The sequence below is a fragment of the Nonomuraea sp. NPDC049480 genome (genome assembly GCF_044465905.1).
GTDB lineage: Bacteria > Actinomycetota > Actinomycetes > Streptosporangiales > Streptosporangiaceae > Nonomuraea.
In genome coordinates this window covers 68,610-91,361 of the sequence record NZ_JBITMD010000038.1, presented here as the reverse complement: position 1 = coordinate 91,361, position 22,752 = coordinate 68,610, and the positions used below count along the sequence as shown (strand labels likewise).

Annotated in this window: 19 protein-coding genes and 1 pseudogene; 13 read left to right on the top strand and 7 right to left on the bottom strand. The window is 68.9% G+C overall.

Annotation, left to right across the window (positions count from 1 at the left end; translation table 11 throughout):
* From ACIBX3_RS55295 to ACIBX3_RS55280, 4 genes and pseudogenes are all read left to right on the top strand, one after another.
* A pseudogene (locus tag ACIBX3_RS55295) lies at nucleotides 1-85 on the top strand (VOC family protein); the annotation flags it as partial.
* A 379-nt stretch (nucleotides 86-464) separates the two neighbouring features.
* The gene (locus ACIBX3_RS55290; protein WP_397128870.1) at nucleotides 465-692 is read left to right on the top strand and encodes a hypothetical protein; all 228 of its coding nucleotides are present in this window, start codon (nucleotides 465-467) and stop codon (nucleotides 690-692) included.
* A 268-nt stretch (nucleotides 693-960) separates the two neighbouring features.
* Nucleotides 961-1,161 (top strand): hypothetical protein, encoded by a 201-nt coding sequence (locus tag ACIBX3_RS55285; RefSeq protein WP_397128869.1) that lies wholly within the window; start codon nucleotides 961-963, stop codon nucleotides 1,159-1,161.
* 74 nt (nucleotides 1,162-1,235) lie between these two features.
* Nucleotides 1,236-2,534: an SGNH/GDSL hydrolase family protein gene (locus ACIBX3_RS55280; protein ID WP_397128867.1), complete on the top strand. Its 1,299-nt coding sequence runs from the start codon at nucleotides 1,236-1,238 to the stop codon at nucleotides 2,532-2,534.
* A 271-nt stretch (nucleotides 2,535-2,805) separates the two neighbouring features.
* Here the strand turns inward: ACIBX3_RS55280 and ACIBX3_RS55275 are convergent, their stop codons facing one another.
* The 3 genes from ACIBX3_RS55275 to ACIBX3_RS55265 all read right to left on the bottom strand — a co-directional run bounded on the left by ACIBX3_RS55275 (nucleotide 2,806) and on the right by ACIBX3_RS55265 (nucleotide 6,048).
* Nucleotides 2,806-4,236 carry a sensor histidine kinase gene (locus ACIBX3_RS55275; RefSeq protein WP_397128866.1) on the bottom strand — a complete coding sequence of 477 codons (1,431 nt, stop codon included), beginning with the start codon at nucleotides 4,234-4,236 and terminating at the stop codon, nucleotides 2,806-2,808.
* Nucleotides 4,233-4,919, bottom strand: a complete 687-nt coding sequence (locus ACIBX3_RS55270; RefSeq protein ID WP_397128865.1) for a response regulator transcription factor — start codon at nucleotides 4,917-4,919, stop codon at nucleotides 4,233-4,235. Before ACIBX3_RS55270 ends, ACIBX3_RS55275 begins: the two co-directional genes overlap by 4 nt.
* 388 nt (nucleotides 4,920-5,307) lie before the next feature.
* Nucleotides 5,308-6,048, bottom strand: a complete 741-nt coding sequence (locus ACIBX3_RS55265; protein WP_397128864.1) for a TetR/AcrR family transcriptional regulator — start codon at nucleotides 6,046-6,048, stop codon at nucleotides 5,308-5,310.
* A gap of 132 nt (nucleotides 6,049-6,180) precedes the next feature.
* Between ACIBX3_RS55265 and ACIBX3_RS55260 the strand changes: the two genes are divergently transcribed.
* Nucleotides 6,181-7,410, top strand: coding sequence for an FAD-dependent monooxygenase (locus ACIBX3_RS55260; RefSeq protein WP_397128863.1), 1,230 nt, complete (start codon nucleotides 6,181-6,183; stop codon nucleotides 7,408-7,410).
* Here the strand turns inward: ACIBX3_RS55260 and ACIBX3_RS55255 are convergent.
* Nucleotides 7,374-7,820 (bottom strand): hypothetical protein, encoded by a 447-nt coding sequence (locus ACIBX3_RS55255; RefSeq protein WP_397128862.1) that lies wholly within the window; start codon nucleotides 7,818-7,820, stop codon nucleotides 7,374-7,376. The two genes, ACIBX3_RS55260 and ACIBX3_RS55255, sit on opposite strands and share 37 nt — an antisense overlap.
* A gap of 218 nt (nucleotides 7,821-8,038) precedes the next feature.
* Between ACIBX3_RS55255 and ACIBX3_RS55250 the strand changes: the two genes are divergently transcribed.
* Both ACIBX3_RS55250 and ACIBX3_RS55245 read left to right on the top strand, forming a co-directional pair.
* Complete coding sequence (locus tag ACIBX3_RS55250) at nucleotides 8,039-11,059, top strand: NACHT domain-containing protein (protein ID WP_397128861.1); 3,021 nt, start codon at nucleotides 8,039-8,041, stop codon at nucleotides 11,057-11,059.
* 899 nt (nucleotides 11,060-11,958) lie between these two features.
* On the top strand, nucleotides 11,959-13,485 hold the full coding sequence (locus tag ACIBX3_RS55245; protein WP_397128860.1) for a serine/threonine protein kinase: 1,527 nt from the start codon (nucleotides 11,959-11,961) through the stop codon (nucleotides 13,483-13,485).
* Nucleotides 13,486-13,524: 39 nt separating this feature from the next.
* On the opposite strand, the gene ACIBX3_RS55240 is transcribed toward ACIBX3_RS55245, so the two are convergent.
* Nucleotides 13,525-14,133 carry a glyoxalase gene (locus tag ACIBX3_RS55240; RefSeq protein WP_397128859.1) on the bottom strand — a complete coding sequence of 203 codons (609 nt, stop codon included), beginning with the start codon at nucleotides 14,131-14,133 and terminating at the stop codon, nucleotides 13,525-13,527.
* A 541-nt stretch (nucleotides 14,134-14,674) separates the two neighbouring features.
* Between ACIBX3_RS55240 and ACIBX3_RS55235 the strand changes: the two genes are divergently transcribed.
* Together ACIBX3_RS55235 and ACIBX3_RS55230 are read left to right on the top strand one after the other, a co-directional pair.
* Nucleotides 14,675-15,769 carry a serine hydrolase domain-containing protein gene (locus ACIBX3_RS55235; protein WP_397128858.1) on the top strand — a complete coding sequence of 365 codons (1,095 nt, stop codon included), beginning with the start codon at nucleotides 14,675-14,677 and terminating at the stop codon, nucleotides 15,767-15,769.
* Between the two features lie 276 nt (nucleotides 15,770-16,045).
* On the top strand, nucleotides 16,046-16,645 hold the full coding sequence (locus ACIBX3_RS55230) for a helix-turn-helix domain-containing protein (RefSeq protein WP_397128857.1): 600 nt from the start codon (nucleotides 16,046-16,048) through the stop codon (nucleotides 16,643-16,645).
* Between the two features lie 176 nt (nucleotides 16,646-16,821).
* On the opposite strand, the gene ACIBX3_RS55225 is transcribed toward ACIBX3_RS55230, so the two are convergent.
* Entirely contained in the window at nucleotides 16,822-17,325 is a 504-nt protein-coding gene (locus ACIBX3_RS55225) for a hypothetical protein (RefSeq protein ID WP_397128856.1), read from the bottom strand.
* Nucleotides 17,326-17,833: 508 nt separating this feature from the next.
* Here ACIBX3_RS55225 and ACIBX3_RS55220 point away from each other — a divergent pair.
* The 3 genes from ACIBX3_RS55220 to ACIBX3_RS55210 all read left to right on the top strand — a co-directional run bounded on the left by ACIBX3_RS55220 (nucleotide 17,834) and on the right by ACIBX3_RS55210 (nucleotide 20,623).
* Nucleotides 17,834-18,526 (top strand): haloacid dehalogenase type II, encoded by a 693-nt coding sequence (locus ACIBX3_RS55220; RefSeq protein ID WP_397128855.1) that lies wholly within the window; start codon nucleotides 17,834-17,836, stop codon nucleotides 18,524-18,526.
* A gap of 218 nt (nucleotides 18,527-18,744) precedes the next feature.
* Nucleotides 18,745-19,929 (top strand): sensor histidine kinase, encoded by a 1,185-nt coding sequence (locus tag ACIBX3_RS55215; protein ID WP_397128854.1) that lies wholly within the window; start codon nucleotides 18,745-18,747, stop codon nucleotides 19,927-19,929.
* A gap of 34 nt (nucleotides 19,930-19,963) precedes the next feature.
* The gene (locus tag ACIBX3_RS55210) at nucleotides 19,964-20,623 is read left to right on the top strand and encodes a response regulator (RefSeq protein WP_397128853.1); all 660 of its coding nucleotides are present in this window, start codon (nucleotides 19,964-19,966) and stop codon (nucleotides 20,621-20,623) included.
* Nucleotides 20,624-21,162: 539 nt separating this feature from the next.
* Here ACIBX3_RS55210 and ACIBX3_RS55205 read toward each other — a convergent pair.
* Nucleotides 21,163-21,861, bottom strand: coding sequence for a GntR family transcriptional regulator (locus ACIBX3_RS55205; RefSeq protein ID WP_397128851.1), 699 nt, complete (start codon nucleotides 21,859-21,861; stop codon nucleotides 21,163-21,165).
* A 93-nt stretch (nucleotides 21,862-21,954) separates the two neighbouring features.
* On the opposite strand from ACIBX3_RS55205, the gene ACIBX3_RS55200 reads away from it, so the two are divergent.
* Nucleotides 21,955-22,752, top strand: coding sequence for an FAD binding domain-containing protein (locus ACIBX3_RS55200; protein WP_397128850.1), 798 nt, complete (start codon nucleotides 21,955-21,957; stop codon nucleotides 22,750-22,752).

The following is a 22,752-nucleotide window of genomic DNA, read 5'->3' as shown; positions in this document are numbered from 1 at the left end:
GCCGGCCGAGCAGGACTACGGGGTTCGCGACTGCGCCGTCCGCGATCCCGCGGGCAACATGATCCGCATCCAGGAGCTGCGCTGAGCCGACCGGCGAATCGCGGCCATGACGTGCACAGGCGGCACTGTGAAGTAGCCCGCGCACGACGCCTGTGACGGTCGCCTGGCTGCCACCGTCACCGGCCCCGAGGCGACGTCCTCGGGTTGCTTCAGGACCGATGAGTGCCGGCTGCTCTCCCGTGCTCAGCGTGGTCGTGGCACCGAGCGTCCGCTCACCCACGGCAAAGAGGTCTGGGTGGTCAGCGCCTCGGCGGACGGTGCGCCGTACCTGGTGCCGCTGTCCTTCGGCTGGATGGCGAGGCGCTGCTGCCGTCGATCGCCACCACCGACGTATACAACCGGCTGAACGTCCTCACTCGGCAGGTCGCCGGGGGCCGGGTTACCCGCCTTCAAAGGAGGTCCCGATGAACGGGAACAAGTGGGTTCGGCAAATACACCGCTGGCTGTCCATTGCGTTCACGGTGACCGTCATCATCTGTGTCGTCGCCTTGTTGCAGGAAGAGCCCGCCGTCTGGGTGTTCTACTTGCCGCTGGCCCCGCTCGCTTTGCAGCTGGTCACCGGTCTGTACTTGTTCGTGCTGCCGTATGCCACCAAGCGGCGCAGCGGGCGACGCACCGCGTCCGGGAAATGACCCGGGTTGCTCGCCATGAGGGCCATTCTGCTCATGTCCGGATAATGTCCGGTCGCCGCCCTGGATTATGCCCGCTCGATGGCCGATCATTTCCCAACAAGAGAAGTGGGTCAACTATGGATGCGATTATCACGACCGCCGGGAAGTCGCAATGACCACCGGCAAAAGTCCGGGGAAGGCTGTGGCCGTGCCATCGCGTGATCTGAGGTTACGAGCCCGATGAGAACAACCCGAACAGACGCGTCGGGCCGCGGAGCAGGAGCCCGCCATGCGCATCGTCAACGGCCTGCTCGACGAACTGCACATCTGGCTGCACCCGCTGCCGGTCGGCAATAGACCGCCCGGCGACCTGATCAGTGCCGTGGGCACGCAAGCCAGATTCCGGCCCGCCGATGTGCGCGGCTACGATTCCGGCCTGGTCATTCTCTCCTACCGCAGCCCAGACAGCCCCGAGACGAGGGAGTCCTGAGCCGTTCAGGGTGGATCGGCACCCACCTCCACCACGTCCCGGGCCCCCGTCGCTCGTTGAGGAGCTGAGCTGACATGTCCGTTCGTCCGATCATCGCCGCGATCACGGCCCTCGCCGTGGTCGTGGCCCTGTCCACGCTTCCCGCGAGCGCCGCGCCCGCCTCCGCCGCGGCCCATGGCCAGGGAACCTGGCGAAGCGTCTGGGCCATGTCGATGCAGGAGCCGATCGAGGGCTTCATCCCCAACTGGGCCGCCGCCGGCTTCGACGACCATTCCGTGCGGCAGGTCGTCCGGGTGAGCGCCGGCGGCACGACGCTGCGGATCCGGCTGTCCAACCTGTACGGCGCCGCGCCGGTGCGGCTCACCGGCGCCACGGTCGCGCAGGCCGGTGCCGGCGCGGCCGTGTTGCCGCACACGATGCGGCCGCTGACGTTCCGGCACTCCCGGGGGGGCCGTGTCCCGGCCGGCGGCGAGCTCGTCAGCGACCCGGCGGTGTTCCCCACCAAGGCGCTCGACCGGCTCGCGGTCACGCTGTACTTCGCCGAGCCGACCGGGCCGGCGACGCAGCACCTCTTCGCGTTCCACACGACGTACCGCGCGACCGGCGACCATCTCCTCGACTCCACGCCGGCCGCCTTCACCGAGACCACCGAGTCGTACTACTTCCTCACCGGCGTCGAGACCGGCCCGCTGCGGCCGGTGCCGCGCACGCGCGGCACCGTGGTCGCGTTCGGCGACTCGATCACCGACGGCTCGTACTCCACCCTCGACGCCGACAACGGCTACGCCGACGAGCTCGCCGAGCGGCTCACAGCTGCGGGCCGCGACCTCGCGGTGGTCAACGCCGGCATCGGCGGCAACCGCGTGCTCCGCGACTCGCCGTGTTTCGGCGCGAGCGCGCAGAACAGGTTCCAACGTGACGTGCTCGACCGGCCGGGCGTCCGCACGGTGATCGTCTCCGAGGCGCTGAACGACATCTTCGACATCGCCGGCATCCCGTTCGGTGAGGGCTGCAACTCGCCCAACCCCACGCTCACCGCGGCGCAGCTGATCGAGGGCCACCGGGCGCTGATCCGGCGGGCCCACGCGCACGGCATTCGGATCATCGGTGGCACCGTGACACCGTTCAAGGGCAACCCGTTCGGCGTGTTCACCGCGCAGGGCGAGGCGGCGCGGGACGGGCTCAATCACTGGATCCTGACCAGCGGGGAGTACGACGCGGTCGTCGACTTCGCCGGCGTCGTAGCCGACCTCGCCGATCCGGACCGTCTCAACCCGAGCTACGACGGGAGCCCGGCGCTGCACGACGCGGTGCACCCCAATGACGCCGGCTTCCGCGCCATGGCCGCGGCGATCGACCTGTCCGACCTCTAGGGTGCCGGCCACGCGGCAACGTGCCCCGAATGATCTCGGCTTGCTGAGATCCTCCGCCGGTACCGTCTTCACCCGGCGACTTGTCCACTCGTCCCCCGGCTCCGAAGACCAATGACATGCCTGTGCGCGCTTGCTGGTGGCCTTCCCCGGCTCGGACCGGACAATACATGAGCATGTCAGAAATGCCTGCCACATAGGTCCGCGCGGCCGGCTCATGCTCCTGAAGGGGGCGATCCGGCCAAGGCGGTGTCGCAGCACCGGTGGTGGCGGGCTATTCCAGCCAGGACCGCGTGTCGGCAGGCGGCTCCGGGGCGTTGTCCCGGGGCAGGCGCACCTCCACGCGCGTCCCCGCGCCGGCCGTCACCGTGACGTGGCCGCCGTGGAGCACCGCCTGCTGGCGTACCAGGGTGAGGCCGAGCCCTGAGCCGGGGCTGCCCGCCCGGCGGTGGAAGCGGGAGAAGACCGCGTCCCGCTCGCCGAGCGGGATGCCCGGCCCGGCGTCCTCGACGGTGAGGACCGCGTCCGGCCCGTCGGCGGCAAGCGCCACGCTGACGCGGGCCTGGCCCTGGCCGTCCACGCCGTGGATGGCGGCGTTGTCGAGCAGGTTATCGACGATCATGCGGAGTCCTTCGTCCCAGCCACGCACTCGCACGTCCACCGCCAGCGATGCGGAGGCGGTGGCCCGCGGGTGGCGGCGGCGCGCCTGCTCGACCGCCTCGCCGACGATCTCGCTCAGGTCGGTCTCGCCGAAGGAGGCCGGGTCGAGCAGTTCTCCGCGGGAGAGCTGGCGGAGCAGGGTGATCAGCCGCTGGACGCGACCGTGCTCGGCGTCCAGGTCGGCGATGATCTCGGCCCGCTCCGCCGGGTCCAGGGCGGGGTGGCCCAGCAGACTGACGTTCGTGCCCATGCTGGTGAGCGGGGTCCGCAGCTCGTGCGCCGCGGTCGCCGCGAACGCGCGCGCGGTCTCCAGCGCCTCCCCGGTACGGGCCACGGCCGCGTCGCGCCGGTCGAGCAGGTCGTTCAGCAGCCGGGCCAGCTCGTCGATCTCGGTGACGCGGGAAGTGGTCTCCAGCCGTGCCGGGGTGGGGACCCGCGTGCCGATCGCCCGTGCCTGGCCGCCAAGCCTGGCCAGCGGCCGGACGGCGAACCGGCCGAGCAGCAGCCCCGACACCGCGCCCACCGCGGCGGCGGCCACCGTGACCTGGACCAGCCGCTCAGTGAGAATGCCGATCTGCAGGCTGAGCCGCTCCTCCGGATCGAACAGCCACAACCGGGCGCCGACGTCGCCACGCCGACCGAGGTGCGTGGTCACGTACCGCCACCGGCGGCCGCCCTCATCGAAGTCCGCCGGCCCGATCGTCCCGGTCCCGCCGGCGGCCGGGGGCCTGGCCGGCACGTCGCCGACGGCGAGCGGCTCGGCGCCGTCCACCTCGACGTACACGCCGCCCGGGCTGTTCGCACCGGCCGCCGCGTCGATCAGCCGCCCCTGCAGCCAGATCGCCGGGCGCTCCGGCAGGACGCGGGTCACCCACGCGTACGAGCTCGCCGCCGGCGTCAGCGCCCGCAACCGCGCGCTGAGCTGCCTGTCACGCTCGGCGCGCAGGTCGGCCGAGACCAGGCCCAGCACGAGCAGCCCCGCCACCGACACCAGCAGCGGCACGGACACGACCAGGCAGAGCGCGAACCGCGTCGACAGCCTCACCGCCGCGGCTCCCTCAGCACGTAACCGACGCCGCGCACGGTGTGCACCAGCCGCGGCTCGCCGCCCGCCTCCAGCTTGCGCCGCAGGTAGCCGACGAACGTGTCCACCGCGTTGCCGGTCACCTCGAAGTCGTAACCCCAGACTCGTTCCAGCAGCACCTCGCGGGACAACACGATGCCGGCGTTGCACGCCAGCACCTCCAGCAGGTCGAATTCCCGCCGCGTGACCTCGACCTCCCGGCCGTTCATGGTGACGCGGCGGGCGTCCGGTTCGACCATGAGCGGCCCCACCCGCACCAGCGCGCCGGGGACGCGCCCGGTCCTGCGCAGCAGCGCGCGCAGGCGCAGCACCAGCTCGTCCAGCGCGAACGGCTTCACCACATAGTCGTCGGCGCCCGCCGCCAGCCCCGCCACCCTGTCGGCCACCTCGTCCATGGCCGACAACATCAGCACCGGCACATCCACGCCGGATAAGCGCAGCCGGGAGCACACCTCGATCCCCGACAGCCCCGGCATCGAGACGTCGAGGACGACCGCGTCGGGCTCGTCCTCGCCGATCGCCTCCAGCGCCTGCCCGCCGGAGCCGGCGGTGTCCACGTCGAACCCCTCCAGCCGCAGGCCCCGCCGGAGCGAGCGCAGAATCGCCGGGTCGTCGTCCACGGCGAGGATCCGGTACGCGGTCATCAGGGCACCCTCCTGTGCGTTCGGGGACGGCCGGCACACCTCTGGTCGCCGGCCGTCCCGTCAATGGTCCTCGCCACGACGGCCGGAGCGGGGTAATCCGCGGCAATCCGTGCGCGGATGGTCAATGACGTGCGCGGATCGGACTGCGCGACGTCTTGAATACTCCTGGTTCCCTGAAGGAATCAGGCGACTCGGACGGGCGTATCCTGCTTCGGTCCGCTCCTGTGCCGGGGTTGTGGTGCGGGTGCCGGTGGCGCGGTGGGTGCGTGTGGCGTGCCGGCCGAGCAGGCCGCGTGCGAGACACGTCACCTTGGTCCGGACGGTTTCGAGTGGAGTCGTTCAGTTCTTCCTGTCGGGGGTGCGCTCAAAGGTTTGGTCGGGGGGAGTTCTACGTGAGGCGCTTGCGCATGAGCACGTGTATGCCATCGAGGATTCGCTCGAGACCGAAGGTGAACTCTGCGTCGGCGTCGTCCTGGTCGTCGTCGATGGCTCCGGCGGCAATGGCCGCGCTGACGGCTGGGAAGCGCTGCTCGTCGAGAAGTTTCGACAGCGTGCTGCCGTAGCGGAACGTCGCTCGTTGATCACCGGCTTGGGCGGTGCTCACGGTGAGGCTGGCCCAGTTGCGGACGAAGCCCGACAGCAGCATGATCACCGACAACTTCTCGCTCTCGGTCAGGCCGGTGTCCCGTAGGGCGGCCAAGCCGCGCTCCAGCCAGGCAATCTGGTTGGGTGTGATCGGCGGGCCCGTAATGGGAACTTGCAGGATCCATGACTGGCGGCGCAGGACGGTCAGATAGTCCCAGGCCCAGCGGGAGAGCCCCTGTCGCCATCCCGTGGGGTCGTCGCCCTGGCCGGTGGGCGGTAGACCGATGCCCGCGTCCACCATGAGATCGACCAGTTCGTCTTTGGCCGCGACGTACCGATACAGCGCCATGGTGGAGACGCCGAGTTCCTTGGCGATGCGCACCATGGACACCGCCGCCATGCCCTCAGCGGCGGCGAGCTGGACGGCTGTCTCGACGATCCGCTCCAGGGTGAGGCCTGGCTTGGGTCCCGGGCTGGTGCGGCTGCGCATTCCCCACGCCGCTTCGAGGCTCGCCGGCAGCCCGGTGCCGCTGTCGTCGCTCATTCGCCCTCCACGTGGGTGCCGCAGTCTCCATGATTGTGTATACCATAAGCAATCAGGTATAACTCTTACGCAGTTAAGCGTGACCCTTACGCGATCGGCTGCGGTAACTCGAGCTCCAGCAGGGAGAGTCACATGAAGAGCACCCGCATCCTCATCTCCGGCGCCAGCATCGCCGGTCCAGCGCTGGCCTGCTGGCTACGCCGATACGGATTCACTCCGACCGTGGTCGAGCGGGCGCCGGCACTGCGGCCTGGCGGTTACAAGGTCGACCTGCGCGGTGTGGCGGTTGAGGTGGCCGACCGCATGGGCATCGGCCCGCAGGTACGCCACCGCGCCACCGACATGCGCGGCGGCACCTGGTTGACCGGGGCAGGCAAGGCCGTGGCCACCCTCGGCGGCGACCTGATCGGGTTTCGTGACCCCGGCGACCTGGAGATTCTGCGCGGCGATCTGGCCGAGATCCTCCACGAGGCGACCAGCGGTGAGGTGGAATATCTTTTCGGCGACGCGATCACCGCGATCAGCGACGACGGACACGCCGTGCACGTCACCTTCGAAAAGGCGCGACCGCGTACCTTCGATCTGGTGGTGGGCGCCGATGGACTGCACTCCGGAGTGCGCGCGCTGGCCTTCGGTCCGCAAGCACAGTTCGCCGAGCAACTCGGGCTGAGCGTCGCGGTCTTCAGTGTCCCCAACCACCTCGGCCTGGACCGCTGGGAGATGGCCTGCACCACCGCCGGTCACATCGCCAACCTCTATGGTCTGAGGCCGGCCGCCGACGCCACGGTCCAGTTCTTCTTTCCCACTCCCGATCGCCGGCCCGAACGCCACGACAGGCACGCTCAGCATCAGGCCGTGGCCGAGGCCTTCGCCGATCACGGCTGGGAGGTACCCCGGCTGCTGGCAGCCATGCCGGCGGCCGGCGACTTCTACTTCGACTCTCTGGCCCAGACCCACATACCCAGCTGGTCGAACGGGCGGATCACGTTGCTGGGCGACGCCGCGTACTGCCCGTCTCCAGCCTCCGGGCAAGGCACCAGCCTTGCACTGGTGGGTGCCTACGTGCTGGCCGGCGAACTCGCCGCGGCCCACGGCGACCATCAGACCGCCTTCGGCCGCTATGAGCAGGAGCTGCGCCCATACGTGGAGCTGAATCAGCAGCTCGGGCGCGATGTGGTCAAGCAGCTTGTCCCCTCTACGCCCCTGCGGGCCTGGGCGCAGCTGACGATGATGCGCATGATGCCGTACATGCCGGGCAAAGCCAGGCTCATGGAGAAAATCATGAAGCCAGTCCGAGAGGCGGCCAACGCCATCGCTCTCAAGGACTATGCCCGAAGCACTGCGCAAAAGAAGGCTTTGTGAGCCACCCTTACGTTCGGTCCCGCAATGGCCGATGGTATCCGCATCCCATCGGTCTGCACCGAGTTCGGGTGCTCGCGGTCGATGCCGGAGCGGCGGCGACAGCCGCTGGACCATGTGAGCGGCGGCCACGCGGGTCCCGCAGCAGGCCGCCCGCACCCCACACCGATCAGCTGATCCCACCGCCACATCGGCTGCTCCCACACCCGGTCGGTCCAGGTGAACCGGCCCCCTTCGACCATGCGCTCATAGCCGGGCCAGGCGTTGTTCACCAGGACGTCGAGCCGCCCCTTCGCGGCGATCACCGCACGTAACACGCCCTCGGTCTCGGCGTCGTTCGCATGATCGACCCGGTGCTCGACCAACCGGCCGGTCCTGGCGCCGTCGGTGGCCGTGCGGCCGGTGATGTGCACGGTGGCGCCTGCTTCGATCAGCCCCAGTGTGATCCCCTTGCCGACATCGCGGGTCGCTGAATCGCAAGATCATGTCAGGCGAACCCTCATGATCGACGAGATTTCAAGATTCCCGGCAGAGTGCCTCAGTGAACCCACAGAGTTTTGCGGTGAGTGTTGTATCGGTAACGCTTAGTCGCGATGCTGATGGCATGGGCAGTGGAGGCCGGGGCCGCTGGGTGGTGTCGCCGGTCGCGCTCGCGGTGGTGCCGGTCGGGATCGGGCTGGTGGGGAATCTGGCGACCGGCACCGTTGAGGTGAAGGCTTGGTGGTGGACCCCGGCCACTTGGGTGTTGACCGGTGTGCTGGTCATGGTCGCCATCGCGTCGCAGATCATGCAGTCGCGCGCTGTGCCGCCGAGCCGGGAGGCGGCGATGCGTAGCGCCGCGGCGGGTTTGCGGCGGGAGGTGCGGAAGCAGTGGGAGCACGAGGCGGTGCTGCGGGGCGTTCGACAACCGGTGCCGTTGCGGGTGCGGTGGTCCTCGACCGGTCGGCCGGTCGCGGAGACGCGTCAGGTGGTGCTGGACGAATCGGAAACCACGTGGCAGGACATGCCGTTGGAAGGCGACGTCACGCAGATCGTTGAGAAGTTCTGCGGGCTGCCCTCTCGGCAGTTGGTGGTGCTCGGAGAGGCGGGCGCGGGCAAGAGCGTCTTGGCGATCCTGCTCACCCTTGGACTGATCGAGCGGTCAGTGGAGGATGACCCGGTGCCGGTGCTCCTGCCGGTCACTTCCTGGAACCCGCAGGTGGAGTCGGTACGCCGGTTCGCGGCTCGGCGGATGGCTGAGGATTATCCGATGCTGGCCGGTTTGCTGGAGGGCGGCTGCGTGGCGGACCTGCTGATGAGCGAGGGCCGGGTACTGCTGGTGCTGGACGGACTGGACGAACTCCCCGCCGAGTCGCAGGAGCGGGCGCTGCGGAAGCTGGATGAGTTCGCCGCGACGGGACGGCCGCTTGTGGTGACCTGCCGCGCCCGCGAATACCAGCGAGCCGTGGACGCCAGTCGTTGGATCATCTCCCGGGCCGCGGTCGTGGAGATCATGCCGGTCGACGTGGAACAGGCGATCGCGTTCCTGTCCCACCCCGAGCCGTTCCGGCATCACTGGGAACCGGTCTTCGCCCACCTCCGCCACGACAGCGAAGGTCCGCTGGCGCGGGTGTTGTCCACGCCGTTGATGGTGTCACTGGCCCGTACCGCCTACAGGTCCTCGACCATCGACCCCACCGCCCTGACCCGCCTCGACAGCCAGGACGCCATCACCACGATGCTCCTGGACACATTCGTGACCAGTGTCCATGACCCCGACCGGCCGATGCCGCCCGAAGGCCGGCCGGTGCGCCGCTATACTCCCGCCGCTGCCCAGCGCTGGCTCGGCTGCCTGGCCTTGCACCTGGATTTGGTGGGCAGGACGGAACTGGTGTGGTGGCAGTTGTCTCCCGACCTCTTCACCTTCAATGCGGACGTGATCAGGATCTGCACAGTGCCGGCCATCGCAGCCGGCGTGGGTGCCGGTGTCGGTGCCGTGGCCGGGCCAGTGCCGGGGATCGCAGCAGCGTTCACCGTGGCAGCCGCGGCCTTGGCCGCGGCTGCGGGCATGCTGCGGCCGCTATGGCCCCACGCCTACCCGCCGTACTCCCCCACCTCCTACTCGCCGGTTCGCAAGCGCCGTCGCCGGATGCTGGCGCTACGGGCCGGATTCGGCAGCGCGCCGGGGCTGCTGACCGGGGTCATTCTCGGCAATCCGCTGATCGGAGCGGCCGGTGCCCTGGTCACCGGGCTACTCACGCTGGTCCTGCCTACCCTGCCCTCTAGGACCCGGCCGCGGGGCACCACCCCACGCGCCACGCTGAACGCCAACCACCGCGCCACCGCCATCGCCGCCGCGCAGCACGGCATCACCGCCGCATTGGTGTTCACCGCCTCCACCGCAGTGCTCGCCCCTGCGGCAACCCTCTGGATCCCCGCTGTCACCGCGGCCGCCGTCTACGGGTGGGTCTCAGCCTGCGGTGCAGGCCTGTGGACCTGGATTGATTACAAAATCACCCATCTTCGTCTTGCTGCCAAGGGCCGGCTCCCTTGGAGACTGTGGACATTCCTCGAAGACCAGCACCAGCGCCAAACACTGCGCCAATCGGGAACTGCCTGGCAATTTCGCCACGCCCTGCTTCAACACCACCTCGCCGCCACCTCGTACACCGAGCACCTGTATGCCTGCGCCCGCCAAGGCGACGCAGGCGCTCTTGGACGCATCGCCGACCGGCTGGTCGAAGAAGACCGGATTGACGAGGCCGTCGCCATGCTCGGCGCCTGGGCCGACCACGACACCTCCGGCACCGCCGCGTCGGCCAGCCTGAAACTGGCCGGTTTGTTGGCCGAGCACGGCCGCGTCGAGGAACTGCGCGCCCGCGCCGACGCAGGCGACGGGCATGCCTTCGCGATACTTGCCCACCTGCTGGAACGACAGGGCCGGATCGAGGAGGCGATCACCGTACTCCGCCCCCACGCAGACCGAGGCGCCGCCCCGCAACTGGCTCGGCTCCTCGCCCGCCACGATGGTGCTCAGGAGGCCATCGACCTACTTCACGCGCACCCCGACCAGGACTACAACTGGACCAGCACGCTGGCCGAGCTACTGGCTCAGCAGGGCCGAACCGAAGAGCTGCGCGCCCGCGCCGATCAGGGCGACCGGGCCGCCGGCGACCGGCTGGCCCGGCTGCTCGCCGAACAGGGACACGTGGAAGAACTGCAAGCGCGCGCCACAGCAGGCGACCCCGACGCCACCTTCCGGCTCGCCCGGCAGAGCCGCGTGGAGGACGCCATCACCCTGCTGCGCCCCCACGCCGACCAGGGCGACTGGGTCGCCGGCGACCGGCTGGCCCGGCTGCTGGCCGAACAGGGACACGTGGAAGAACTGCAGGCCCGCGCCACAGCAGGCGACCCGCACGCAGCCCACCGCCTCGCCCGATTGCTTGCCCAACAGGGACGATTGGAGGACGCGGTCTCCCTGCTCCTGCCCCACGCTGTCCCAGCAGTTCAATCCGTCGAAGCGTACGCCGTCCTGCCATTGCTCAGCCGTCTCCTGACGATGCAAGGGCGGGAGGAGGAGGCCATCACCGTGCTCCGCGCCCACGCCCATTTGGGCAACACCGTCGCCGTCAGGCTGCTGGCCGACCGCGATCTCATGCCTGAGGAAGGTTAAGCGAAGGGTGTAGCTCCTGGCCATCGCCGGGTGTGCCCGCGAGTCTGCTTGGCTGGAGCAATTGTGAGGGCGCTATATAGCCGCCGGCGGGGAGCATGAAGGACTGGCCACTGACACCATGCGTCACCACAGACCGAACCATCGCTCCTCTGTGCCAATCTGGCCGGCATCGACCTGACGCAGCTGTACGGCGCACGGGAGCTGGCGTATACGCGTACGTGGTGCGATGCCAAGGTGCGCATCGGCAACCGCGGCTACGACCTCACCCTGGACGTCTCCAAGAGCGTGTGGTGCTGTACGGGCTGGCCGACGGGCAGTTCGCCGAACGGGCCGGCTCGACCGGATTAGTCGGGTGGGTGATGTGGCATCGCACCGCCCGCCCCGTCGGCAAGGCGGCACCCGACCCGCACCCGCATGCGCACGTGACGATCGCCAACATGGTGCGCGGCCGCGACGACCGCTGCCCGGGCCGTACGGCGGGAACAGGGCGAGATCACCGGCCCCGACCTGGTACATCGCATCGCCGGCGGCCGCAGCATCGCCCTGGCCGTCGGCGACCACGTACGAGTCCGGAGCAACGACTACCGCGCCCGCCGCGGCGAAGCCGACCTCGACGTGCTCAACGGCTACCGCGGCCGCGTGACAGCCATCGATGAACGCGGCCGCGGCCGGGTGGAATGACGCCACACCGGCCCCGACGGGCCCACCCTGACCAGTCAGTGGATCAGCCCCTTCTACATCGCCGACGGCGGCCTTTCCTACGGTCACCCGTCAGAGAGCATCTCCAACCCCATCGACCGAATTTGATCATCGGTGCGCGTCTCGGAAAGATCCTCCTTTGGTCACATGATCCGCGTTGGCCCTACCCAAAGACCCGGCGTGATCGCCAGAATATTGACGTGACCGATCAAACCCGGCGAATCGGCCCGTACACGATCGTGCGCAAGCTGGGCGAAGGGGGCATGGGCGTCGTCTATCTCGCCCAGGATCCCGAGTTCCGGCTGGTGGCCCTGAAGGTGCTCAAACCCGAGCTGGCGGGCCGGGACGATTTCCGGCGGCGCTTCACCCGGGAGGCTGAGGCGGCGCGGAAGGTGGCTCGGTTCTGCACCGCTCCGGTGCTGGACGCCGGGATCGAGGGCGAGACCGCCTACCTCGTCACCGAATACGTCCACGGCCCTGATCTGTCCTCCCTGATCGTTTCCCAGGGGCCGATGACAGGGGCGAATCTGGAGGCACTGGCGGTCGGTGTGGCCACGGCGCTGACCGCCATCCACGAGGCCGGGGTCGTGCACCATGACCTCAAGCCGTCCAACATCCTGCTCAGCGCGGTCGGGCCGCGGGTCATCGACTTCGGCATCGCCCGCATCGCCGACCCAGACGCCACCCAGTCCGCCGTCGTGGCCGGCACGCCCGCGTACATGGCGCCCGAGCAGGCCAACGGCGGGCCCATCACGGCGGCCAGCGACGTGTTCGCCTGGGGCGGCGTGGTGACCCATGCCGGGACCGGGCAGCCGCCGTTCGGCACCGGTCAAGTGCCCGAGGTCCTCTTCCGGGTCGCCCACCACGTGCCTCGGCTGGACGGCCTGGACGAGCGGCTGCGACCGCTGGTCGAGCAGGCCCTGCACAAGGACCCCGACCGACGGCCCACCGCGCAGGAGCTGTTGGACAGGATGCTGGGCCGCGAGCGGGCGACAGTGGTCGCGGCCACCCGCGCGGTGAGCGATGCCTGGACGCCGCTGCTACAGCCGCCCGAGCCACCGCCCCCGCCCCCGCCCGCCCAGCCGGCCCGCCGCTGGGTCGCGCCCGCCATCTCCGCCGCGCTCGCGGCCGCTCTGGCGGCGGGCGGCACGCTCGCGGTGTGGCGGCCGTGGGACTCCCGCGTCGCGACGGCCGCGCCCAAGGCGTCCACTGTCGTCACGACGAAGATGGAGACGAGCACCGTCACGGCGACCGTCACGCTCGCACCCGCCTCCACCGGCCCGGTGCCGACCAAGACCGTCGGGGCGGACACAGTGATCACCCCGGGTAAGCAGCAGGCAGGACTGAACTTTCGGTACAAGGACAACGTCCCCGCGTTCGTCCAGATCGACTCGCTCGTCTGGCAGGGCGATAACGTCAAGCTCCAATTCACGGTCAGGAATGACGCCGCCAGCGAAACCGTGGGCGTTCACTACCTCTTCGAGGACTATTCCATGCACATCGGCTCGATCGAGATGATCCTCCAGGGCGAGCCGAACCCCATCCGACCCATGTGGGAGAGCGACGCATGCGCCTGCACCACCTGGGGAAGCAGTGATGAGATCGAGGCGGGGCAGTCCAAGCGCTTCTACGCCGTCTTCCGCCGGGTTCCCAAGACCGCCACCACCGTTGACGTGGACCTCCTGAAGCTCGGGCTCTTCAAGAACGTGCTGATCGCGAAGAAATGAGCCCTGCCGCATCCGCTATCGTCCAGCGCGAGACGCGACTTAGGCCACTTCCCACACGAAGCCGTCCGGGTCGGTGAAGGACCCGGCATCGCCGCCGATCACGAGTCGGTGCGACCCGGTGCCGTCGGGAGCGACGCCGGCGACCTTGGCGAGGGCACGACGCTTGTAGAGCGACAGCTTGACGGGACTCGACGAAGTGGCGAACTCGACGTACCTGCGGCCATAGCTTTTGGTCGCGGTGAGGCCGCGGTCAACGTAAAACCGCTTGCTCGCGGCGACGTCCGCGACTCCCAGCTGGAGCACGATCTCGTCGATCTGCCGGGTGGCCGGGCCGGTGTCCTTCTTCGACGAGGACGCGACCGTCCAGATCGTCCCGTCCGGGGCTTGTACGACGCCGCCGTAGCCCCACAGCGACTTCGCGGCCGGCTTCAGCGGCGTGGCGCCGGCGCCGAGGGCGGCGCCGATGAGGCCGTTGACGGTGGCCGGCTGGGCCACGATGAGCGACATCGTGAACCCCCGGAAGCCGGTCGTCGGTGCCTCCGAGGCCCGCAGCCGCACCTGCGTGCCCAAATCGAAGGCGGCGGTGTAGAAGCGGTTGGCGGCCGCGAGGTCGGCCGCCTCAAGGGTGACACTCTCGATGGTAGCCATGGCGGTCACACTAGTAGCGGCTCGGAAGTCCGCGCTTCTCGATTCCTGATCGGTTGACCGCTCGTTTCGCCAGGCACGACGGTATCGTCGCCGTGTCGCTCGCGCGCTGTTCCGCGCCTTGTGTGCGTCCAACCCGTGTTCGTCCTCGTCCCGGGCCACGATCCGTAGATCCTTGGCCTTCAAGCGCAGCTGGGGTCGAGGCGCCAGTCCTGGGTCCACTGCTTGCTCGTGGCACGACGGGGCTGTCCGCATGGCGTTCGGTTGCGATGCGTGTCAGCGCCTCACGGTACGCGTCTCTGTGCAGTTCATGGCTGTGATCGCCGGACGGCTCAGCGGTGCCCTTGGATGCGGGCCAGGTTTCCGGCGGGATCACGGCAGGCGCAGTCGCGAACCCCGTACGACTGCTCGGTCAGGTCAGCGAATATACGGAACGGTCCACACCCTGGCGTGGGAGCGGTTGGCAGGCCGCCGTGCCAGGAATTTGCCAGACAAGTGCGTCACCATCCCTGCGCTGACCCGATCACAGTCACCAGGAGGAGACGTGCCCAGCACCCCCATCACCCCGCTCCGCCGGCGGACACTCGCCGTGGCCTTCGCGCTGACCGCCGCGGTGGCCGTGGCCGCGCCCCCCGCCTCCGCGAGCGCGGCGCCCACCCCCGACCTGATACGGCCGGCCGGCAACCCGGTCGAGCTACGCGCCGCACCCAGGAAGCTCACGGTGACCTACACCCACGACGGACAGGAACGCACCCTCGCCGACTTCCTGGGCCGCACCAAGACCAACGGCTTCGTCGTCCTGGACGGGCAGAAGATCGTGTACGAGCGCTACGCGGGGGCGAGCCGCGACACCCGCTTCCAGTCCTGGTCGATGGCCAAGTCCTTCGCCTCGGCCGCCGTCGGCATCGCGCTGAGCGAGGGCCGCATCCGCTCCGTCAGCGACCCGGTCACCAAGTACCTGCCCGAGCTGCGCGGCTCCGGCTACGACGGGGTGTCCATTCGCGACCTGCTCCGGATGTCGTCCGGCATCGACTGGAACGAACGTGAGGACGTGGCCCGCGTGCAGGTCGCCGCGAACAGGGGCTACCCGGTCAAGAAGCTGGCCGCGGCCCAGGAGCGCGGCTGGAAGCCCGGCAGCCGGTTCGAGTACACCAGCATGAACTCCTTCGTCCTGGCCCGGCTGGTGAGCAAGGCCACCGGCACGCCGTACCACCGCTACGTCGAGCGGAAGATCTGGCGGCCCGCCGGCATGGCCGATACGGCGGACATCGGCAACGACGGCAACGGCGACAACCTCGGCTACTGCTGCTTCTTCGCGACCGCCCGCGACTACGCCAGGTTCGGCCTGCTCTACCTGCGCGACGGCCGGGCGAAGAACCGGCAGGTGGTGCCGGCCGCCTGGGTCAAGCGGTCGACCGCACCCTCCGGCGTCAACCCCCGCTACGGCCTGCACTGGTGGCTCGGCGGCGACGGCGCCGGCGACTTCATGGCGGCCGGGTTCGGCGGCCAGTACATCTACGTCTCACCCGAGCACGGTGTCGTCATCGTCAGGTCGACCCACTCCACCTCCCCCAACGACCAGGAGGAGGAACTGACCGTGTTCCGCGCGGTCGCGGCTGAAGTCGCCCGCACCCGCTGACCCTCCCCGGGGAAGGCGCCTCGGCCGGCGCGGTCCGTCAAGATGCCGGTGCGGTCCGTCAAGAACCGCACGCGGACGATCAAGGACACCGCGGCGCCGCCGGCCGGAGTATGTGATCGCTCTGGGCGACCGGGCGCGTTCCCCGGGTGGCATCCACTGCTGCAGACCGCCGGCGTCAGACGCCGGGACGGCATTGCTGAGCGCAGCGACCGACAAGTCAGAAAAGAATCAATGCCATATCTCATGGATTTGGGGCACCGATCGCACCGGTTCACGATGGATGACACCAGAATCGAGGACATAGTTTCGCTGTTCCTGCGAACGTCTATTCCCTTGTCGCCGTCAGCGGTAGAACGCATCATCGAGGCCCGTGATGACATCGGGTCGCGGCTCGCGGACCTTTTGTACGAGTTGATCGACGATGACGGTACCGTGACCGCCGCGGACGCGATTTGGATCTCAACGATGTTGCTGGACGGAGTCACCGACCGCATGGTCTCCGAGCTGCGTCGTAATGGGGCGCTGGCCGATGAGGGACGGCTCGTTCTGTTGCTGCGTGTTCAACGGTTCATCGACCAGCGGCTGGGCGATCGGGACCTGACGCCCATGACGATCGCATCGGCCCATAACATTTCCCTGCGTTATCTGCAGAAGCTCTTTCAGCTGAATGGTCTCAGTGTCGCGGCATGGATACGGAATCGACGACTCGAGCGCTGCCGCCGCGACCTGACCGATCCGGCTCAGGTCAACGTACCTGTCCGCACCATCGGCACCCGCTGGGGCTTTCTCCATGACGCGCATTTCAATCGCGCGTTTCGTGCCGTCTACGGGATTCCCCCGGCCGCCTACCGGCAAAAATATGCGCGAATGGACTGAGACGCCGTTCGAGCCGGGTGAGCATTTCGGCTTGCCGGAAGGGCCCCGGCCCTCCGTCCCCTTCCCGCCGACCCTTCGGCGAGCTCTTTTCAGCAGGGTCCCGAAGGCCGGAGCACTACGGACGATTCCGGTAGCACTCACCGGTCCGCTTGCGGGTGAGATGGCGAGTCATCCCGTCACCCGCGCCCCTGTCTTCCTGAGCCCTGGTTGACTCTGAACCACGCGGTGGCGCTCTTGGTGTGGGTGAGGAATATGGCGACGCCCGCAACGGCGCCAACGACAAGTGGTGTGAGTTGTGTCGGCGAGAAGGTGATCCGCCGATTCACCAACAGGTTGATCAGTGCTATGAAGAACAGCCCGACTGTGAATCCTGCCGGAATTCTCATGCGGGCGGACGTCCCACGCCAGACTTCCATCGCGCCGGCCACAGAAATATAGGCGACAAGCAGGCAAACTGCCAGGATGGCAACGGCGAGAATCCAGTAGAAAAACATCCCGTCGCCCTCCATCCGAGAGGTGACGACCACCCATGCGATTCCAGCGACAAACCAGGTGACGCAGACCGGAATCATGAGGACTGCTGCCGCCACGATCGTCCCAGGCCGGCGACCGGCTTCTCCGTTACTCGTCACGGGCTTATCCTGTTCGGGTCCAGGCTCCATGGATGGCATGTGAGTCATCTCGCCTCCTTGCGGCGGATCGATAATCCAGGCTCTTCGGAGCCGAACTGCCGACACATGCGGTCCATGGACCGCGTGCCCGCCACGCCCCTCTATGCCACTCCATCTCAGAGAGCCTCGACGAGATTTCGCGTTGCGTCAACGTCTCTCCTGCCGAGAAAGCTCACAAGCAGCAACAGCCGTAGCACGCCGCATCATGGGCTTGAGTCCAGCTTCGCTGACGATCATCCATGATGACGACTGCGATGTCATTGATCGCATGCGTACGGTACTTGACGGATTGTGTTCCCTGTCGCCGCCGGGCATGGCCCGCTGAGCGGGGGCCCGCCCGAGATCTGGGCCGCCGAAGACCGCGAGCACGCCGAGGCAGCTGCTCGTGCCTTCGCCGCCGTCCGGCTCGGGATCCTCGAACGACCGGACGACACGTCACCACCTTGACCGGTGACGGATCCTGAGGCAAGATCGGTCACCTACTGAGCCGGTGACGCCGACGTGAACAGGAGAACGCATGGCCGAGATCTGCGACATCGAGGTCGTCGTCGTCGATGTCCTCGGAACTCTGGTCGACGAACGGAGCGGGCTTGGAGCGGCGATTCGCGACGCGGTGCCGGCGTCGGACGATGCGTCTGTCGACGAGCTGCTCACCGCGTGGCAGGACCATGTCGAACGCGAGCAACAACGCGTCGTGCAAGGGCACCGCCCGTACGTCAACACCGAGATCATCGACGGGGAGGCTGCTCAACGGGTGGCCGACCATGCTGGACTCGCCGATCCAGCCGTCATCGCACGGCTGGCCACCGCGGGTCAGCGCTTGCCGCCTTGGGGCGACTCCGTCGCCGGTCTGCAGCGGCTCGCGCAGCGGTTCCCCGTGCTTGGGCTCTCCAACGCCGGCCGCACCGCTCTGCTGCGACTCAACGCACACGCCGGGCTGCGCTGGCACCAAGTCTTGTCCACCGAAGCCGTCCAGTTCTACAAGCCGGCGCCGGAGGTCTACCAGCTCGCCATCGACACCGCCGGATGTCCACCAGAATGCGTGCTCATGGTGGCCGCCCACGCCTGGGACCTCCGCGGAGCTCAGGCGAGGGGCATGCGGACCGCCTACGTCCAGCGACCGGCCGGGGATCCGCCGGCGAGCTCCGACGTCTTCGACTGGCGGTTCGACGGACTGGACGACCTGGTCACCGCGTTGACGGCGAGGTAGTCAGGCCGATCCGCACTCCGCCACGCCTCCTCCCTTCCCCCAGGCGCCACCCATGCCGAGCCGTCGAGGTGATGGTGCCGCCCGTCAGGCTGGTGGCGCTGCCGTTACTTCTGCGGTAGCCGCGAGCCGGCTGCATCCCTGGGAGTGCGACTTCCGTGGTATACGGTCTCCACTCAGCGTTGAATGCGGGCGGGGACCGCCCCGCGTTAGCCTGGCGGATGCTCAACGGCGCGCCCCCGTCAATCCGGAGGCTGTCCAAGATCAACCCTGCGATCGCCGACATCGCACTGGCCCTGTTCCTGATCATCACGAGCTCGTTGTGGGCCCTGGCCGAGCCGGGCCAGGGACGCCATCCGGCCGACCTGCCATCGCTGGCCCTGACACTGCTGGTCAACGCCCCCCTCGCGGCCCGCCGCCGCGCGCCCTACACCGTGCTGGTGGTCAGCGTGTCCGGGGCCGTGATCTACCACCTGCTCGGCTACCACTACGGGCTCAACAACATGGGCCCCCTGCTGGCGCTCTACACCGTCGCCGCGCACCGGCCCCTGCGCGCCGCGTTCTTCTGGTCCGTGCCCGTCGTCGCGGAGTGGACGCACGCGTCCTGGCATGTGCCGGGAGTGGCCTTGTGGTCGGCGCTGGGGCAGGCTCTGGTGGTGTCCGGCTGCGTGGTGAGCATCGGCACGAGCGTGCGGTTGCTGGACTCGCGTACGAGGCAACTCGCGGAGCTGGCCGACCGGCTGCACCAGGAGCAGGAGGCCGCCGCGCAGCGGGCGGTCGCGCTGGAGCGCATGCAGATCGCCCGTGAGCTGCACGACGTGGTCGCCCACCACATGTCGGTGATCTCCGTGCAGGCCGGGCTCGGCCTCTATGTGGCGTCGTCCGAACCCGAGACGGCGCGGCAGACTCTGGAGGTCATCGCCCGCACCAGCAGCGAGGCCCTGGCCGAGATGCGGCGGCTGCTGTCGATCTTGCGCGTCGAGCCGGCCGACGCGGACGAGGAGCTCTACACCACCGCTCCCGGTCTCGAACGTCTGCCGCCGCTGATCGAGCGGATGCGGCTGGCGGGCCTGTCGATCGACATGACCGTCGAGGGAACGCCGCGGCCGCTGCCTCAGGGTTTGGACCTGTGCGCGTTCCGCATCGTTCAGGAGGCGCTGACCAACGTGCTCAAGCACGCCGGCGATGATGCCCGCGTGCGGATCGTGGTGACCTACGGCCCGGACGAGGTAGCCCTTCGCGTCACAGACGACGGGCGGGGCACGCGGGCTCCCATGACCGGAGGGCACGGCTTGCTGGGCATGACGGAACGTGTCAAGCTCTACCGTGGCGCGATCACCGCGGGCGCGCTCCCCGAAGGTGGCTACGAAGTAGCCGCGTCCTTCCCCGTGTCCCCGCCCCCATAGGGAGGATGGCTCTCAGACCCCGATGGTGATGCGAGTGGACGTGAGGGTAGCCGTGGTGGACGACCAGGTCCTGATCCGTGCGGGCCTGGCGGCCCTGCTGCGCGCCGCCCCCGGCATCGACGTGGTCGGCGAGGCGGGCTCGGGCGAGGAGGCGATACGGCTCGCCTCCGCCCAGCGCCCCGACGTCATCCTCATGGACATCCGCATGCCCGGCATGAGCGGCATCACCGCCACCGAGCGCATCCTGACGGGCGGCGAGGACGCGCCCAAGGTGATCATCCTGACCACGTTCGACCTCGACGAATACGTCTACAACGCCCTCCGCGTGGGCGCCAGCGGATTCCTGCTCAAGGACACCCCTCCAGAGCGCCTGATCGCCGCCGTCCACACGGTGGCATCCGGTGACATCCTGCTGGCCCCGGTCGCCATCAGGCGCCTCATCGAGGCGTTCAACACCCCCGTGGCCCAGACACCGCCGCCGAGCCTCGCCGGGCTGACCGCGCGGGAGACCGAGGTGGTCCAGCTCGTCGGCCGGGCGCTGTCCAACGCGCAGATCGCCGAGACTCTGCAGGTGAGCGAGGCCACGGTGAAGACCCACCTCAACCGTCTCATGGCCAAGCTGGGCGTGTGCAGCCGCGCCCAGGTCGTGGTCGTCGCCTATGAATGCGGCCTGGTCAAACCGGGCTTGCGCTGACAGCCGGGCACCCTGCCACGCGGTGAACAGGGTGTCGCGCGTACGGCGGGAGTCGCAGGACGCCTACCACCGAAGTTGACCCCCGAGCTGCAAACCCCGGTTTGCTTCCACGCCGCCCGCCGATCCGTACGTTGACAACATGTCTCGCGCGGGCCCTCGTCCGTCGAGTCCTCTTCGTCAACGACCCTGGCTGGGGTAGCACTATGTCCCGCGGTTTCAAGACCCTGTCCGCCCTCATGACGGCCGGTGCGATCATGACGCTGTCCCTGGCGAGTGCCCTGCCATGGCCGAGACGGCCTCCGCTTCCCCTGCCCGCGCCTGAAGGTCAGGAACGCGGACAGCGGCCACGGCGTGCTGCGGGTGACGGCCGGCCTCAAGGCGGGACCGAACAGGGGAGGCTTTCGCCGGACGGTGGGCAAGGCCCGCCGATCCACCGGCTCACCTGGCGCACGCGGGACGAGGCCGCCTCCGCCGGTTTCCTCCAGCACTACACACTCGAAGCCGAGGCCATGGTGATGGAGCAAGGCGCTACCCTGCCGTCACACGTTCCAGTCCTCATGTTTCGGCGTTCCGTACGGGTCGTGCGGCGTGTCGGCGTAGGCCCACTGGTGGTCGCGGGCGTGACGGCAGGCCATCTCGACGTCCCCGGCGCGCATGACGTCCAGTAGCTCGCGGTGCTCATCGGCGACCCGCTCGAGTTCCGGCTTGGTGACCATCAGGGCGATGGCCGTACGCGCCTCGATCTGCAGCGTCTCCCAGGCGCGGGTCAGCAGCCCGTTGCCGCCGGCCTGCACGACGTGCCGGTGAAACCGCGCGCTGGCCAGGCCGATGCCGTGCACGTCGTTGTCCCGGGCGCAGCGGTACATCTCCTCGACCGCATCCCCCAGCCGGTCGAAGGGGAGGGTTCCGGTCAGCATGGCGAGCCGCGTCGCGGTCTCCTCAAGTGCCGCCCGCACGATGTACGCCTCGCGGATCGTCTGCTCGGCGAAGGGAAGCACCCGGCTGCCGTGACGAGGCTGGCCCTCGATGAGGCCGAGGCCCTCGAGTTGCCGAAGCGCCTCCCGGACCGGGGCCTGGCTCGTTCCGAACTCGATGGCGATCTTCGTCTCGATCAGCCGGTCGCCCTCGCCGAGTTCGCCGGCGACGATCCGTTGCAGCAGACCGTCGCGGATCTGCTGGCTCAGCGTCGGCCGCCCGGAGCGCGGGACGGCGGACGAGTTCCCCGAGGGTTCCGACAACAAGCCTCCTGTGACGTTGAGAGCCCAAAGCACCCTTGACTCTTAGATCATGCCACGTACTGTGAATTATCGATATCGATAGTTGGAGTGCGCATGCTGACATCCGTTCAGACACCTGAGAGCGCTGAGGCGGCTCATGCGGCGCTTCAGGCCGGGGCCGTGCCCCTCGGCGGCGGCACCTATCTGATGGCCCGGCTGAACGATCAAGCCGGCGGCGACCTGCGGCTGGTCAGCCTGCGCAGGGCGGGATTGTCCGGCATCGACGTCGAAGGCGACACCGTGGCCCTGGGCGCGGCCACCACGCTCGCGGAGATCGAGGCCGACGCTCGGTTGAGGTACCTGTCCGGCTGTGTGCGCTCGATCGCCTCTCCCCCGGTCCGCAGCCTCGCCACCGTGGCCGGCAACCTTTTCGTGCCGCAGCCGTACGGCGACCTGGCGGTGGCTCTTCTGGCCCTGGACGCGGAGCTGGACGTACTCGGCGCCGACGGCGCGCGCCGCCAGCCGCTCGAGCGGGTCGTCACCGACGGCCTGCGGGCGGGCGAGTTGGTGACCCGCGTCCGCTTCACCGCTCCGGCCGAGGACGCGTTCCGGTTCCACAAGGCGAGCCGGCGGCGTCTCAACTCGGGATCCATCGTCACCGTGGCGGCCCGGATCACGATCGAGGACGGCCTGGTCGGCGACGTCCGTCTCGCACTCGGCGGCCTGGCACGCCGCGTGGTGCGTGCGGTCGGCGCCGAGCGCGTTCTGCTGGGCGCACCGCTGAACGCCGAGGTCGTCGCCCAGGCGGCCGAAGCGGACGTCATCGAGCCGTTCGACGACGCCTACGCCTCCGCGTGGTACCGCGCCCGGGTCTACCCCGTCCACCTGCGTCGCGCCCTGCTCGGGGCCTGA